Below are 14,601 nucleotides of genomic sequence, written 5' to 3'. Positions count from 1 at the left end.
CAGCGTCAACCCGTAGGCAGGGCAAGCGAATTAAGGTCGGGCAGGGTGAGGGCCGAGTGGGCCGGTCGTCCCTCCCCTGAGGGGGCGGAGGACATCGTGCTGAGGTTGCGGAGCATGTCGTTGCGTTGTTCCAGGGCTTCGGCGGTGGTCGGGAAGAGTGTGGCGTCGCCCTTGCCCACCTGGTCCTGGTTCAGGGTCACGAATTCGCGGGTGGTGTCTTCGTAGGCGGCGAAGGCCGTGGCGGGGTCCGGGTGGTCGGCGACAGAAGCCGCCAGCATGTACGCGCCGACCAGCGCGAGGCTGGAGCCCTGGCCGGTGAGGAACGAGGGTGCGTACGCGGCGTCGCCGAGCAGGGCGACCCTGCCGCTGGACCAGTGGGGCATGCGGATCTGGCTGACCGTGTCGAAGAACAGGTCGTCCGCGTCGTGCATGGCGGCGAGCATGCCCGGGACTTCCCAGCCCGCGTCGGCGAAGACCTTGGCGACCAGGTCGCGTTGGGCCTCCGGATTGCGGAAGGCGTCGTAAGGCGGTTCCGGGTGGGCGAAGTTGAGGAAGGCGTGTACGTCGTCGGTCTCACCCATGTCCCCCGCTTCCCCTACGTCTCCCACCGCGTAGAGGGCTGCGGCCCTGCCCGGGGTGTTCCACATCGTCGCCTCGCGGGAGAGGCCGAAGGTGTTGGGCATGGTGAATCCGGCGAAGCAGTAGCCGAGGTAGTGGTGGAACTGTTCTTCGGGGCCGAAGAGGAACTCGCGGGTACGTGAGTGCAGGCCGTCCGCGCCGAAGACCATGTCGAATGTGCGTGTGCTGCCTCCCCGGAAGGTGACGTCCACCCCGTTACCGGACCTGCTGGACTGGTCGAGGGTGCCCATGGAGTCGTCGAAGAGGAACTCCACGTCGTCGCGGACCGCCGCATACAGGGCGTTGGTCAGATCTCCGCGCCGTACCTCCAGGTCCTGCCCCGCGACGCCGCCGGTGACGGTGTGCGGGTCGACCGAGGCCACCTCGCTGCCGTCCTCGTCGAGGAAGGTCATGCGGCGCAGGTCGATGTGGGCGTCCCGCAGTCGCGGCAGGATTCCCATCCTGCGGACGACCTCGAGTGCGGTGCCGCGTACGTCGACGGGGTAGCCGCCGTCGCGGATCGTGGCCGACTTCTCGACCACCGTGACCTCGAATCCGTAGCGGTTCAGCCAGAACGCGAGGGCGGGTCCCGCGATGCCGGCCCCGGATATCAGGACCTTGCGCCTCGGCGTCGGGCCGATGCCCCTCGTACGGATGTCGCTCAACTGACCGGTGCTGGTCATTCCTTGACTCCTTTGCTCATGGTGCGGGTGACGAGCAGGGACAGTGCCGTGACGGCCCCGGCTATGACGAAGCCGACGACGAAGGAGGACTCGGCCGGTACGTCCGACCCGGCAGGGGTTCCGGCGGTGAGGATCGCGCCGCTGATCTGCACGCCGACTGCGTAGCCGATCACGCGTGTGACCAGGACCAGGCTGGTGGCGATGCCGGTGTCGCCCTGGTCGACGGAGGTGGCGGTGCTGGTCACCAGCGCCGTGACGCACAGGCCGTTGGCGAGCGCGATCAGCATCTTGCCGATGACGAGGTGCCAGACCTCGGTGTGGACGACCGCCAGGGCGATCAGGGCGGCGGTCATGATGACGATCCCGGCGGTGACCACGGCACGTGAGCCGAAGCGGCGTGCCCCGATCCCGCCGAGCGGGCCGGCGAGTGACGCGGCCACGGCGCCGGGCAGCAGGAAGAAGCCGATCGCGGTGGCGCTCGCCCCGAAGCCGTACTCGTCGGTGGGGACGGCGAGCAGTTGCGGGACCAAGTAGACCGCCACCGACGTACCGACGCAGATCACGAACGTCAGCACACTCGCCTTCCACACGGCGGGCCGCGCCAGCATGCGCAGGTCGACCATCGGCGAGGCCGCGCGACGTTCGACGGCCGTCCATCCGGTCGCGAAGGCGGCCAGCACCACGATGAGGGCGCCCAGTACGAGTGGCTGCGAGCCGCCGATGTCGGGCGCCAGCGCGAGGACGAGCATGAGCGTGACGAGCGTTCCGCTCAGGAGGAGCAGGCCGGGCCAGTCGACTCCGGTGCCGTCCGACCGGCTCGGCGGGTCGTGCGGCATCAGCCTGTTCACGAGCACGGTGGCCCCGATGACCGCGATCGTCGGCAGCGCGAACATCCAGTGCCGGGACAGGCTTTCCGCCACGGGCCCGGCGGACAGCGTTCCCACCATCCCGCCGCCCACGAACAGCCCGCTGACGACCCCGATGGCCACCTTCGACTCGCCCTCGGGAAGGTGTTCGCGCACCAGGATGAACGACAGGGGCAGCGCGCCCACCATCGCCCCCTGCAGTACCTGACCGAGCAGCAGCACCGGCAGGTTCGGTGCGAGGGCGGACACCAGGCCGCCGGCCGAGACCACCGCCATCAGCCTGATCAGGATCCGTTTTCCGCCGTGGCGGTCGCCTAACTTGCCCGCGAGCGGTGTGACGAGCGCGCCGGTGATGAGGAGCGTGATGCTGAGCAACGCCCCTTCGGCGGGGCTCATGTCGAGTTCGCGTTGCAGCAGCGGGAGCGTCGGCGTCACCACCGACTCCAGGGCACCGGTGGCGACCGCCAGCATGCCGAGGGCCCAGACAGCGGCCTTCCCGATGCGGATCGGCGGAGCAAGGGTTGCGGTCATGGACATCCTTTTCTTTCCTTCCGACTCTCCGGCTTTCCGGCTCTCCGTCCTTGCCGGAGCCATTACTACACTACACCGTGCAGTGTAGAACGTTAGGATGTGCCCATGCCGAACACGAAGACACCGACCACGAAGACACTGCGCGAGGGGTCCACGCGGAAGCGGGCCGCCATCCTCTCGGCGGCCCGCGAACTGTTCCTCACCGACGGTTTCGACCGGACCAGCGTCGACGCGGTGGCCGCCCGCGCCGAGGTGTCCAAGCGGACGGTCTACGACTACTTCGGCGACAAGCAGACGCTGCTGCGCGCGGTCGTCGACGCCGTCGGCCAGTCACTGGTCACGACGATCCGGCGCACCCTCGACGACACCCTCACCGAGGTCCCCGAGGCCGCCGACCTGGAGGACGCCCTGGTCACGTTCTCGATGCGCATCGCGACCGACATGCTCGGCTCGGCGGAGCACGCCACCCTGCAACGACTGGTCCGCGCGGAGTCCGGCCACCTGCCGCACCCGGGCTACAACCCCATGGCCGACACCCCCGACGAGGCAATCGCCGAGCGGCTCGCCGCCCTGGCCGAGGCAGGGCTCCTCGACGTCCCCGACCCCCGGCTCGCGGCCGACCAGTTCATCGCGCTGGCCTTCGGCGTCGCCCTGGACAGGCTCGGCTCCGCGAACGCCACGGAGGACACCCGCGTCCGGCCACTCGTCGTCGAGGGAGTACGGACCTTCCTCCGGGCCTACCGAACCAGGTAGGGAGGGCTGGGCCGAGCTGGGCCGCACGAAAGAACAGCGCCGATCGCGATATTCGGCGGCGGGGCCCGCAACGAGCGCGCCTGCGACTGCCCGTGCACCCGAGGTCGTCCGGAACCCACTTCGGCGCTGTCCGCAGCCCGGGCCGCCGCAGCGGCCCGCTCGCGGACCTCTCGCTCCCGGACGACAGGAAGCGCCTACAACTCCACCCGCCGCCCCACCCCGATCCCCTCCGCACCCTCCTCAGTCACCACCGCGAACACTCCCCCCGGTACGCCGGGCAGCGCGGCCACCCGCGATGCGACGGCCAGGAGATCCGTCTCGGCGGCACCGGTGACGAAGAAGACGTACGCACCCTCTTACTCCTCCCCCTCGTCGTACTCCTCCGCTTCCTCCAGATCGGCCAGGAAGTACTCCACCCGGTCGATCCAGGGGTAGGGATCGGAGCCCTCGGGCGCTCCGGAGGGCTCCTCAAGAGGTACGTGGATCTCAACGACGGTGTCCATGACCGGCATTGTCGTCGCTGGTCAAGCCGTGGGGCACGCGGCCCCGGTCCGCGTTGTCACCCCCCACCCCCGCCCCTCCCCCAACCCCCTAACCTCCGTACGCCCGAACCGCCCGCCCCTCCCTCAACGTCCGTCCCCACCACACCACTTGGTCCAGCATCGTCTTCGCCGCCGCGTCCGGTCCCGACGGGTCCCTCAGTCGTCCCCCGTCGTCGAACGACGCGCCCGCGTTGTGGAACGACACCGTGTCGCGGACCGTCGTCGCGTGGAGTTCCGCGAAGACCTGACGGAGGTGTTCGACCGCGCGGAGGCCTCCGGAGACGCCGCCGTACGAGACGAAGGCGACCGGTTTGGCCTGCCATTCCGTGTAGTGCCAGTCGATGAGGTTCTTGAGGCCGGCCGGGTAGGAGTGGTTGTACTCGGGGGTCAGGACGACGAACGCGTCGGCGGACGCCAGTTTCGGGGTGATCGCCGCCAGCTCGGCCTTCGCGTCCGCGTCGGTCGCGAACGTCGTCGGGAGTGCGATGGCCGCGACGTCCACGACCTCCGCCACGAGGTCGGCGTGGTTCCTGATCCGATCGAGCAGCCAGTCGGCCACAACGGGGCCGAAACGGCCCTCGCGGTTGCTGCCGACGACGACCGTTACGCGTACCGCTTCCGTGGATGTCTTCATACGGGACAGCCTCGTACCTCAACCTTCCTTCAGGTCAAGCCGCGCGCCCGCCCACCTCCGTCAGGCCGTGGTCGACGAACCCGGCCGCACGAATGTCACCGCCCTATCAGATCCCATTTGTCGTCGATGACCGTGAAGTCGGCCCGCCCGTCGCCGGACACAGCGTCGGAGGTCACTGATTTTGCGGAACCGGCAATTCCGGAAGAGCAGAGAAGAATAACGGAAAGGCGAGCCGGGACCCACCGATTTTTCGCCATCACGACCCCGTGGATTGTGGATTCGAATCGATGTCGTGCACCGTTTTCCGGGCTTATCGAAGCCTGGTCGCCAAATGGGCTCAGGTCGAGACTCGATCACTGTCCTATGATGGCTTGGCCACAAGTGGATAGCGGCCGATGTCGACTGGAAGGTGTCCCTTGGAGAACCAGCCCCCGCTGGACGAGCTGACCCGACCCCTGTTGAACGAGCTGGCCGTCGACGCGTTCAGGGCCGCCCTGCGCGTCGGTGTGTTCAGCGACGAGGAGATCGCCGCCGAACTCGGGGTGCCTCCCACCCGGGTCGCGGAGGCCCGCCAGACCTTGCAGGACCTGCGCCTGCTCAGCCCGAACGATCACGACAATCCCGTCGTCCCCCTCGACCCGGCCGTCGTGGAGGCCGAGTTGGTGACTCCCCTGGAGACGATGATCGCCAGCCAGCAGCGGCGGATTGCGGGAATACACCGGCAACTGCACTCGCTCGTCGGGCCTTATCGGACCGCCGAAAGGTCCCGTTCGACGGATGTCCCGATCCGCATTCTTGACAACGCCGACGATGTGCGACGGGAGATTGATCTGACGAGACGCCGAAGCACCACGGAACGGATGAGTCTCCAGCCGGGCGGCGGCCGTTCGGCGGAACTTCTCCGGCAGGACCTCGTCCATACAACGGAATTACTGAGACGTGGCGTCCGGATCCGCACTCTCTATCAGCACACCGCCCGGTCGAGCCTCACCACACGGACCTATGTTGGACATATCTCCAAAGAAGGTGCGGAAGTCCGCACTTCAGAGGAACTCGCCGAGCGCCTCATCATTTATGACCGGAAAATTGCCTTTGTTCCCGCGGGGCGCAAGGGAGACGAAGCACCCGGCGCGGCCGTGGTCACCGACCCGACCCTGGTGGCGTATCTGTGCCGTTCCTTCGAAGCGGCCTGGCAGACCGGCAGTCCCTTCGGCAGCGGCACGGAACCGACCGACGACCAGCAGGTGAGTGCGGAACTGCGGTCCTCCATCCTGCGGCTGATGTCCCTGGGACTGAAGGACGAGGTCATCGCCCGCCGTCTGGGTATGGCGACCCGGACCTGCCGCCGTCACATCTCGGCGCTCATGGACGAACTCGGCGCCATGAGCCGCTTCCAGGCCGGAGTGATCATCGGCCGCCGGCAGGCAGCGCCGGAAGCCGGGCACCACACCGACCCGGCCACCGCCCCGGCCACCGCCCCGGCCACCGGAACGGGCATCGCCGGGGCGGCCGTAGAAAGCGCTGTCCAGAAGTAGCCGTGCCAGCACCTGCCACCGGGCATGCCTCGTGCCCACCCTCTCTCCCGTGCGACCTTGGCGAACGGCTGACCGACATCGATGTCGTATGGGAGAGGGCAATGGCACATCTCATCAGCCTCGAAGAGGCCGAAAAGCTGAACGTCGACGAGGTACACGAGCTCTACCGCACGTACATCAACAAGAGCCAGGTCCGGTTGATGACCTCCTTCGGTTTCGGCCAGGAGCTCGTCGACCACGCCGAAGGAGCCTACGTCCACACCCGGGACGGCCGCAGAATCCTGGACTTCACCGGCGGGATCGGCGTGCTCAACCACGGGCACAACCATCCGCGGATCGTCGAGGCCCGCCGACGCTTCCAGGAACAGCGGCGGATGGAGGTGCACAAGACCTACTTCTCGCCCTATCTGGCCGCCCTGGGCCACAACCTGGCGGCCGTCCTGCCCGGGGACCTGAACCGCTCGTTCCTTCCCAACTCCGGGGCCGAGGCGGTCGAGGGCGCGGTCAAACTGGCGTACAAGTACCACGGCGGCCGGCGGCGGCAGATCCTGCGGGCGGACATCAGCTTCCACGGCAAACTGCTCGGCTCCGGCGGACTCACCGGCGGCGCGCAGAACCACTTCGAGTTCCCGACGATTCCCGGGATCCGCACCTTCGTCTACAACGACCTCGACTCCGTCCGCGAGGTCCTCGCCGAGGCCCGGGACGCGCGGGGGCACAGCGACGTGTACGCACTGCTCATCGAACCGTTCAGCGCGTCCACGATGCGCTGGTGCTCCGAGGAGTTCCTGCGCGGCCTGCGCGAACTGTGCACCGCCGAGGACATCGTGCTGATCTTCGACGAGATCTACACCGGGTGGGGCAAGACCGGCAGCATGTTCCACTTCACGCGGTACGAAGGGCTCGTGCCGGATGTGGTGACGACCTCGAAGTCCTTCGGCGGCGGCAAGTCGTCCGTCTCCGCCTACGTGGCGCGCGAACCGGTCTTCCACAAGGCGTACGACAACATGACGGACGCGATGATGCAGAGCACGAGTACGACGTACTACGGCTTCGGCGAGGAGACCGCGACAGCCATCGAGGCGATCTCCGTCGCGGTCGAGGACGACTATCCGGCGCGGGCCCGGGCCATCGGGGCGGTGCTCGGGCCGGGGCTGGAGCGCATCCGCGACAAGTACCCGGACGTGATCGACGACGTGCGCGGATCCGGCGCCCTCTTCGGGATCTTCCTCTCCGGCGGACCCAGGATCCTGGACCTCATCGGCAAACTGCCGGCGACCGGTCCGGCCAAGGACCCGCTGATCCGTACGAAGATCATCACCGCTGCGGTCATCGACACGCTGTACCGCAAGCACGACGTCTACACGTACAACACGCTCAACGGCCGCAGTCCGCTGGTGGTGAGTCCACCGTTGGTGGCGGGGCCGGAGGAGGTCGAGCGGTTCCTCACCGCCCTGGACGCCACGCTGGCCGAGGGCATGAAGCGCCTGCTCGGCCGGTTCGTACGGGAGCGGGTGAGTTCGCTGTGGTGACCGACGCCTCGCAGGCACCGCGCGACGACAGCGCGCACGGGACGGAGCGGCTCACACAGCGGGAGAACCGGGCCCCGCTGCCCGCCCGCGTCGCCGTGACCGGTGCCGCCGGGGTGCTCGGCTCGCACCTGGTGGACCACCTGCTGCGGTCGGGCAGCCAGGTCAGCGCGTTCGATCTGCGACCGGTGCCCGCGGCCCCCGGGCTGACGCAGTTCACCGGGGACATCCGGGACCCTCGAGCCGTCATCGAGGCGCTCGGGGACGTCGACGCCGTGGTCCACTGCGCGTCCGCGCTGCCCAGTTACCCCGTGGCCGACATCAGGTCGATCGTCGTCGAGGGCACGACGACCGTGCTGGAGGCGGCCCGTGCCGCCGACGTGCCCCGGGTGGTGCACATCTCCTCCACCGCCGTCTACGGACTGCCCCGGCTGGTGCCGACGCCCGAGGACTATCCGCATACGCCGGTGGATCCGTACAGCTCGGCGAAGGCGGAGGCGGAGAAGGTCACCGAGCGGTTCCGGGCGGCGGGGATGTGCCTGCCGGTGCTGCGGCCCAAGACCTTCCTCGGGCCGCGCCGGATGGGGCTGTTCGACATGCTGTTCCAGTGGGCCGAGGAAGGCCGCAACTTCCCCGTGCTCGGCCGCGGTGACGTCCGCATCCAGATGCTGGCACTGGAGGACCTCGTGGAGGCCGTGGCGACCGTGCTGCGCGCCCCGGACGAGGTGGCCTGCGACACGTACAACATCGGCGCCGCCGAGTTCGGCACCCTGCGGCAGGACTTCCAGTCGGTGCTGGACGCGGCCGGGCACGGCCGGCGCGTGGTCTCGGTGCCGGGCCGGCCCGCGGTGGCGGTGCTGCGCGCGCTGGAGCGGACCAAGCTGTCCCCCGTGTACGGCAGACTGCTGTCCAAGCTGCTCGCCGACTCCTACGTCAGCGTCGACAAGGCCCGGGAACGGCTAGGCTTCCACCCCCGGCTGTCCAATCAGGAGGCCATTCTCGGGACGTACGAGTGGTGGCGCGCGCAGCGTGCGACGGCGGCGCCCGTCACTCCCGGCAAGGGTGGCGGTCAGACCAGCCGGGACCCCTGGCGGCAGGGAGTGCTGGGTCTCGCGAAGGTCTTCTTCTGACATGTCCTCGACAGAAGAGAAGGAAGAGGGGCTGGACGGCGGCACACCGGCGGACGTTCCCGCGGGCGGCGGACCGTCACAACCACCGGCCGCCGACGAGACGCCCCGGCACGACACCCGGGACGAGCAGGACGCCCCGGCTGCCCGGCGCTGGTGCCTCGGCACCCGGCTGCTGGTGGCGGCCACGGCGGTATGGGCGCTGCTGCTCGCCCTGCACCTGCTGCTCGCCGGTCGCTGGTGGGTGTGGGTCGTCGTCGAGGCCACCCCGCCGCTGACCCTGGTGGCGGTGCCGCTGCTGCTCCTCGCCCTCGCCCCGCCGGCCCGGCCGGTGCGCCGCCGGCTGTCCGTGGTCCTGGTCGTCCTGCTCCTGGCCGGGGCCCATCTGGCCGGCTACGGACCCGGATGGGGCAGCGCCACCGAAACCCCCCGGGGGACGGAGGTCAAGGTCTTCGCCTGGTCCACGGACTACTGGCAGATGACCGACGACAAGGACGCCTTCTACGCGTTCCTGCGCCGGCAGGACGCCGACGTGTACCTCCTCCAGGAGTACCTGTACTGGGAGGGGGACCAGCCGGTCCGCATCGACGACTCGGCGCGGCTGCGCGCCGAGTTCCCCGGCTACCGGATCTCCGTCGCGGGCGAACTGCTCACCCTGTCCCGGCTGCCCGTCGTCACGGAGTACGACGACCACGTGGCCGGCACCGCCACGGACTGGTACTGGAAGGGAACCAAGGCCCAGCGCACGGACATCCGGGTCGGCGGGAGCGTCGTTTCCTTCTACAACGTGCACCTAGCGGTGCCCTTCCGGGTCGGTGACAACCCCCTGAGCGGTCGTTTCTACGACTTCATGAAGGACCAGTCCGACTGGCGGAACCGCGAACTGCGCAAGCTGCGCGCGGACCTGACGGGCAACTCCCGTCCGGCTGTAGTGGCCGGCGACTTCAACTCGCCCTGGATGAAACTGACCCCGCTCGGAGCCGGCACCCGACTGCACAGCCCCGCCGCCTCCCTGCTGCCCGCCCGCTCCTGGCCGGTCTCCGACTACCCACTGCCCCGGCTGTGGCGGCTGGACTGGCTGTTCACCGACGGCGACCTGGCCGTGTCCGGATACCGGTTCGGCGAAGGCGGAGACTTCTCCGACCACGCGGCGCAGGAGATCCGCGTCGTGGTCCCGGACACCACGCACTGACCCGGCCCGGAGCACACCCGGGACACCCCCGGACACCCCCGGAGAGACGAAGCACAGCCCGAGAAACGTGAGAAGGGACGCAACGTGCTGCAACCCGACAGGTTCCACGTGACGGTGATGCTCGACTACTACGCCCCGTACATCAGCGGCCTCACCGAGGCCGCGCGACTGACCGCCGAGGGACTCGCCGCCCGCGGCTGGCGCATCGCGGTGGTCTGCGCCCAGCACGACCCCGCACTGCCCCGCCACGAGGTCATCAACGGTGTCCACGTCTTCAGGGCACCCGTGCTCGCCCGGATCAGCCGGGGCTTCGTCTCCCCGGCCCTGCCCCTGCTGGCGCGGCGTCTGGCGGCGCGTTCGGACATCGTCCACATGCATCTGCCCAACCCCGAGGCCGCTCTGATCGCCGCTCTCAAGGGACACGCCCGGCTGGTGGTGACGTACCACATCGACGTGTTCCTGCCCGACAGCCCGGTCAACCGCTTCGGGATGCGGGCCGTCGACGAGATGTGCAAGGCGGCCGTGCGCCGGGCGGACCTGGTCATCACCAACAGCGAGGACCAGGCGCGCGGCTCCCGCATCTGGCCCACGATCCGGCGCCGCCGTCTGGAACCCATCCCCTCCCCGTGCGTCGACCGCAACGGAGGCGCACCGCGGCTGCGCGACGGGGACGGCCTGCACATCGGCTTCATGGGCCGCATCACCGTGGACAAGGGCATCGAATACCTCATACGGGCCTTCAGATCCCTCGACGATCCCCGGGCCCGTCTGCTGATCGCGGGCGACTACACGACCGTGGCCGGCGGCAGCAACATCGACGAGTTGCGCCGGGAGGCCGCCGGTGATCCGCGGATCCGGTTCACGGGCCTGCTGCGCGGTGAGGCCGTACGGGACTTCTACGCGTCCATCGACGTCTTCGCACTGCCCTCGATCTCGGAGTCCTTCGGCATCGTCCAGGTCGAGGCCATGATGGCGGGCATCCCGCCGGTGTCCACGAACCTGCCCGGCTCCCGGTACCCCGTGGAGGCCACCGGCTTCGGGCGGCTGGTCCCGGCCCGGGACCCGGCCGCGCTGCGCGAGGCGCTGCTGGATCTGGCCGCGCTGCCCGAGGAGGACCGGAAGGCCGGCAAGGAGACGGCCACGAAGCTCTTCGGCGGCGAGGCCTTCCTCGCCGCCCACGAAGAGGCGTTCCGGCGGATCCTGACGGGTGCCCGGCCGTGAAACCGCTGGGCGGAGAAGAAACCCTGGACGACGGAGACGTCCTGGCCGCGACCAAGCTGCCCGGCCACCGGGGCGCCGCTCCCTCCCCGGGACCCGCGACGACCCCGCGCGAGCAGCCGCGCACCACCGGTGAGGCGCACGGCCAGCCCCGGCAGGGCCTGGCCCCCCGTATCGTCCCCCGGCGTTCGCGACTCCCGGCCTGGCTGGTGCTGCTGCGCCCCCGCCAGTGGATGAAGAACGTCTTCGTCCTGCTCGTCCCGCTGGCCGTGGACCCGGCGTCCTTGCTGCACCACACGGGGCGGGCACTGCTCACCGTGGCCGCCTTCACGGCGGCATCCGCGGCCGTCTACGTCCTCAACGACTGGCTCGACCGGGAGCGGGACCGGCTGCACCCGGTCAAACGGCACCGGCCGCTCGCCGACGGCCGGGTCGGCCCGCTCGGCGCCCTGCTGCTGGGCGCGGGCTGTCTGGCCGTGCCGGTGGCCGGGGCGGCACTGCTGCCTCCCGGGGTGACGGCCGCGGTTGCCGGATATCTGGTGCTGAACCTGGCGTACTGCCTGGCCCTGAAGCACTACTCCCTGGTCGACGTCAGCCTGGTGGCGGTCGGCTTCGTCCTCAGGGCGGTCGCCGGATGCGCGGCGGTGGCGGCGCCTTTCAACCCCGCGCTGATCATCTGCGTGTACTGCACGTGCCTGCTGTTGTCGCTCGGCAAACGGAGGCACGAGCTGGAGGCGGTCGGCCTGCGCGGGGAGGCGGCCGAGCAACGGCCCTCCCTCGCCGGGTACTCGGTGGCTCTGCTCGACCAGCTCATGGCCGTGCTGCTGGCAGCCACGCTGATCAGCTACCTGCTGTTCTGCCTCTCCGCGACGCATCCGCACGCCTCCGCGCTGGCCGTCGTGACCACGCCCTTCGCCGTCTTCGCCTCGTGCCGCTACGCGCAACTGGTGACGATGCGGCGCAGCGGCGGGGAACCGGGCCGGGACGTGCTCACGGACACCCCCCTCGTGATCAACGCCGTTCTGTGGCTGGCCGCTCTGGCCGTCGGCCGTCTTCTGTGAGGTTCACCGATGCGACCACCCACCGTCTCCGTCGTCATCCCCAACTACAACTACGCGCGGACACTGCGGCAGTGCCTGGAGTCCGTGGTGGCCCAGACGTATCCGCACGTCGAGATCGTCGTCGTCGACGACGGCAGCACCGACGACTCACCGCGCATCGCCGAGGAGTACCCCGTCCGGCTGGTGCGCACCGCGAACGGCGGGGTGTCCGCCGCCCGCAACACCGGGGTCCGCGACAGCACCGGTGAGATCCTGTTCTTCCTCGACTCCGACATCGCGCTGCGCCCCGACGCCGTCCGCATCGCCGTGGACGTCCTGCAGTCCGATCCCCGGGTCGGATTCGTCTGCGGCATCTACGACTCCGTGCCGCTCATCGACGACGGTGCCGTCGAGCGCTACAAGGTCCTCCACGGGCACTACTGGCGCCGGCGCACCGCCGGGCCCATCAAGGCCGCGTACTTCTCGCTGGGCGCGATGCCCCGCACCGCCTACGAACAGGTGGGCCCGCTGGACGAGTCCCTGCGGGACACCGAGGACGTGGAGTACGGCGCCCGGCTCGCGGCCGTGTCGTCGGTGCTGCTCGACCCCCGGATCGTGGGGCGCCATGACGACGACGACCGCCTCCGGGTGCTGCTGAGGAAGCAGTACCGGCGTTCGGTGCCCCTGGTGTCGCTCTTCGCCGACCGCAGCCGGGGCCGGGGCCGTCCGCAGCTGTCGGACACCGCCTACCGGCCGACGGCCGTGGCCGGTGTGTCCCTGGCGCTGGCCGGACTCACCGCCGCGCCCCTGTGGCCGGTGGCCGGTACTGCGGCGGCCGTCGCCGGTCTGGGCGCGTTCGCCGCGGAGGAACGCGGGCTGCTGCGGTTCCTGCGGTCCACGGCGGGCACACGCGAGCTGCCGATGATGGCGGGACTGCACCTGCTGATGACGGCCACCACAGGCGTCGCCGCGGCGGTGGGAGCCGTCCGCTGGGCGGGCTCGTCGTCCTTCCGGCGCCGCTACAGCCGGACACCGGCCGTCGCCGAGGCGAGCGGCACCGGCGGCACGACGGGAGCCACGGGGCATGGCTAGGTCTCCGGACGTTCCTCCCCCCGGCCACCGGGACGACCGCCCGCCCGCGAGGCCCGACACCAAGCCGGCCCCGGCCGACAAAACGCCCGACCACCGAAACGACCGCCCGCCCCCGGAACCCGACACCAAGCCGGCCCCGGCCGACAAGACGCCCCACCGCCGAAACGACCGCCCGCCCGCGGGGCCCGGCACCGAGCGGGCCCCGGCCGGCAAGGCGCCGGGCCGGCGGGGTGCCCCTCGGAGGTGGGCCGGACTGTGCTCCTTCGCTCGGCGTCCCTGGGTGCGGGGTGCGCTCACCGTGGCGGTGCTGGTGCTGTGTGCCGGTTTCCTGCTGCGGTCGCTCGCCCGGGACCGGGCGGCCACCGGCGAGGCGCTGGGGCAGCTCGGGCCGCTGTTCCCGCTGTCCCTGGTCCCGACGGTGGCCGGACTGTGGCTGACGGCGCTGTCCTGGCGCGAACCGCTCCAGGCCCTGTCGGCCCCGATGCGCGGCGCGTTCGCGGTACGGCTCTTCGCGGCGGGCTCGCTGGGCAAGTACATCCCCGGAGTGATGTGGTCGATCGTGCTCCAGACCCGTCTCGCCGCGGGCTCCGGGATCACGGTGTTCCAGTTCACCGCCGCGTTCGGCCTCTACGCCGCCGTGTCCCTCGGCACCGGCGCGGTGCTCGGGCTGCCCTCCCTGGCCGGGTACGTCCACGGCACCGGAGCCGCGGTGGCGGCGGCGGTGCTCGTCCCGGTGGTGCTGGGAATGCTGCCCCGGCTGCTGGTCACGGCGATGCGGCTGCTCAGGACGGTCAAGGCGCTGGACCGCAGGCTCGCGCCGGTCCCCTCCGGAGTACTGCGGCGCTCGGTGTGGCTCTGCGCGCTGTCCTGGGCGGTGACCGGCGGCCATCTGTGGCTGTTCGCCGTGGCGCTGGGCGCCGATCCGCTCGACTCGCTGCTGCCCTGCGTCTGCGGGTTCGCGGTGGCCACCTCGCTGAGCAGCCTGGTGGTGGTCGTCCCGGACGGACTGGGGGTGCGCGAGGCGCTGCTCGCGGTGTCCCTGGCCTCCGTGCTTCCCCCGGCCGAGGCGGCCGTCGCGGCGGCGGCCAGCCGGCTGGCGCTCGCCGCGGCGGACGTCCTCGCCTTCGGGTACGGCAGCCTGGCGGCGCGCCGGGCCGGCTCACCGGCCGAGGGCCGGATCCCGGCGCACGCTTCCGCTTCACCCGTCACATCTGATACCTCATCGAACTGACCCTGACCTC

At 70.3% G+C, this 14,601-nt stretch carries 13 protein-coding genes; 9 read left to right on the top strand and 4 right to left on the bottom strand.

Features of this window, described 5'->3' with window-relative positions:
* Positions 1-5: 5 nt before the first annotated feature.
* Together ACWCRB_RS09850 and ACWCRB_RS09845 are read right to left on the bottom strand one after the other, a co-directional pair.
* Positions 6-1,301, bottom strand: coding sequence for an FAD-dependent monooxygenase (locus ACWCRB_RS09850; RefSeq protein WP_450995551.1), 1,296 nt, complete (start codon positions 1,299-1,301; stop codon positions 6-8).
* Positions 1,298-2,698, bottom strand: coding sequence for an MFS transporter (locus tag ACWCRB_RS09845; protein ID WP_450995550.1), 1,401 nt, complete (start codon positions 2,696-2,698; stop codon positions 1,298-1,300). The genes ACWCRB_RS09850 and ACWCRB_RS09845 overlap by 4 nt, the downstream gene beginning before the upstream one ends.
* 105 nt (positions 2,699-2,803) lie before the next feature.
* On the opposite strand from ACWCRB_RS09845, the gene ACWCRB_RS09840 reads away from it, so the two are divergent.
* Positions 2,804-3,451 carry a TetR/AcrR family transcriptional regulator gene (locus tag ACWCRB_RS09840; protein ID WP_450995549.1) on the top strand — a complete coding sequence of 216 codons (648 nt, stop codon included), beginning with the start codon at positions 2,804-2,806 and terminating at the stop codon, positions 3,449-3,451.
* A gap of 356 nt (positions 3,452-3,807) precedes the next feature.
* Here ACWCRB_RS09840 and ACWCRB_RS09835 read toward each other — a convergent pair whose 3' ends face one another.
* Both ACWCRB_RS09835 and ACWCRB_RS09830 read right to left on the bottom strand, forming a co-directional pair.
* On the bottom strand, positions 3,808-3,954 hold the full coding sequence (locus ACWCRB_RS09835; RefSeq protein ID WP_450995548.1) for a hypothetical protein: 147 nt from the start codon (positions 3,952-3,954) through the stop codon (positions 3,808-3,810).
* An 88-nt stretch (positions 3,955-4,042) separates the two neighbouring features.
* A complete protein-coding gene (locus ACWCRB_RS09830) occupies positions 4,043-4,627 on the bottom strand; it encodes an NADPH-dependent FMN reductase (RefSeq protein ID WP_450995547.1) in 585 nt (194 codons plus the stop codon).
* Positions 4,628-5,043: 416 nt separating this feature from the next.
* Between ACWCRB_RS09830 and ACWCRB_RS09825 the strand changes: the two genes are divergently transcribed.
* The 8 genes from ACWCRB_RS09825 (at position 5,044) to ACWCRB_RS09790 (ending at position 14,591) form a co-directional block, all read left to right on the top strand.
* Positions 5,044-6,162 (top strand): LuxR C-terminal-related transcriptional regulator, encoded by a 1,119-nt coding sequence (locus tag ACWCRB_RS09825; RefSeq protein ID WP_450995546.1) that lies wholly within the window; start codon positions 5,044-5,046, stop codon positions 6,160-6,162.
* Positions 6,163-6,263: 101 nt separating this feature from the next.
* A complete protein-coding gene (locus tag ACWCRB_RS09820) occupies positions 6,264-7,694 on the top strand; it encodes an aspartate aminotransferase family protein (RefSeq protein ID WP_450995545.1) in 1,431 nt (476 codons plus the stop codon).
* Positions 7,695-7,771: 77 nt separating this feature from the next.
* The gene (locus ACWCRB_RS09815; RefSeq protein ID WP_450995570.1) at positions 7,772-8,821 is read left to right on the top strand and encodes an NAD-dependent epimerase/dehydratase family protein; all 1,050 of its coding nucleotides are present in this window, start codon (positions 7,772-7,774) and stop codon (positions 8,819-8,821) included.
* A 1-nt stretch (position 8,822) separates the two neighbouring features.
* Positions 8,823-10,010, top strand: coding sequence for an endonuclease/exonuclease/phosphatase family protein (locus ACWCRB_RS09810; RefSeq protein WP_450995544.1), 1,188 nt, complete (start codon positions 8,823-8,825; stop codon positions 10,008-10,010).
* A gap of 84 nt (positions 10,011-10,094) precedes the next feature.
* Entirely contained in the window at positions 10,095-11,231 is a 1,137-nt protein-coding gene (locus ACWCRB_RS09805) for a glycosyltransferase family 4 protein (RefSeq protein WP_450995543.1), read from the top strand.
* Complete coding sequence (locus ACWCRB_RS09800) at positions 11,228-12,289, top strand: UbiA prenyltransferase family protein (RefSeq protein WP_450995542.1); 1,062 nt, start codon at positions 11,228-11,230, stop codon at positions 12,287-12,289. The genes ACWCRB_RS09805 and ACWCRB_RS09800 overlap by 4 nt, the downstream gene beginning before the upstream one ends.
* A gap of 9 nt (positions 12,290-12,298) precedes the next feature.
* Entirely contained in the window at positions 12,299-13,360 is a 1,062-nt protein-coding gene (locus tag ACWCRB_RS09795) for a glycosyltransferase family 2 protein (RefSeq protein ID WP_450995541.1), read from the top strand.
* Positions 13,353-14,591: a hypothetical protein gene (locus ACWCRB_RS09790; RefSeq protein ID WP_450995540.1), complete on the top strand. Its 1,239-nt coding sequence runs from the start codon at positions 13,353-13,355 to the stop codon at positions 14,589-14,591. The genes ACWCRB_RS09795 and ACWCRB_RS09790 overlap by 8 nt, the downstream gene beginning before the upstream one ends.
* Positions 14,592-14,601: the final 10 nt, after the last annotated feature.

This window comes from Streptomyces sp. NPDC002156 (assembly GCF_053593675.1).
This window is presented reverse-complemented; position numbering and strand designations above follow the sequence as displayed.

Excerpts from the sequence above, each read along its gene's own strand:
- ACWCRB_RS09790 (WP_450995540.1), top strand. The coding sequence starts at position 13,353 with ATGGCTAGGTCTCCGGACGTTCCTCCCCCCGGCCACCGGGACGACCGC.
- ACWCRB_RS09830 (WP_450995547.1), bottom strand. The coding sequence starts at position 4,627 with ATGAAGACATCCACGGAAGCGGTACGCGTAACGGTCGTCGTCGGCAGC.
- ACWCRB_RS09850 (WP_450995551.1), bottom strand. The coding sequence starts at position 1,301 with ATGACCAGCACCGGTCAGTTGAGCGACATCCGTACGAGGGGCATCGGC.
- ACWCRB_RS09845 (WP_450995550.1), bottom strand. The coding sequence starts at position 2,698 with ATGACCGCAACCCTTGCTCCGCCGATCCGCATCGGGAAGGCCGCTGTC.
- ACWCRB_RS09840 (WP_450995549.1), top strand. The coding sequence starts at position 2,804 with ATGCCGAACACGAAGACACCGACCACGAAGACACTGCGCGAGGGGTCC.
- ACWCRB_RS09795 (WP_450995541.1), top strand. The coding sequence starts at position 12,299 with ATGCGACCACCCACCGTCTCCGTCGTCATCCCCAACTACAACTACGCG.
- ACWCRB_RS09835 (WP_450995548.1), bottom strand. The coding sequence starts at position 3,954 with ATGGACACCGTCGTTGAGATCCACGTACCTCTTGAGGAGCCCTCCGGA.
- ACWCRB_RS09810 (WP_450995544.1), top strand. The coding sequence starts at position 8,823 with ATGTCCTCGACAGAAGAGAAGGAAGAGGGGCTGGACGGCGGCACACCG.
- ACWCRB_RS09820 (WP_450995545.1), top strand. The coding sequence starts at position 6,264 with ATGGCACATCTCATCAGCCTCGAAGAGGCCGAAAAGCTGAACGTCGAC.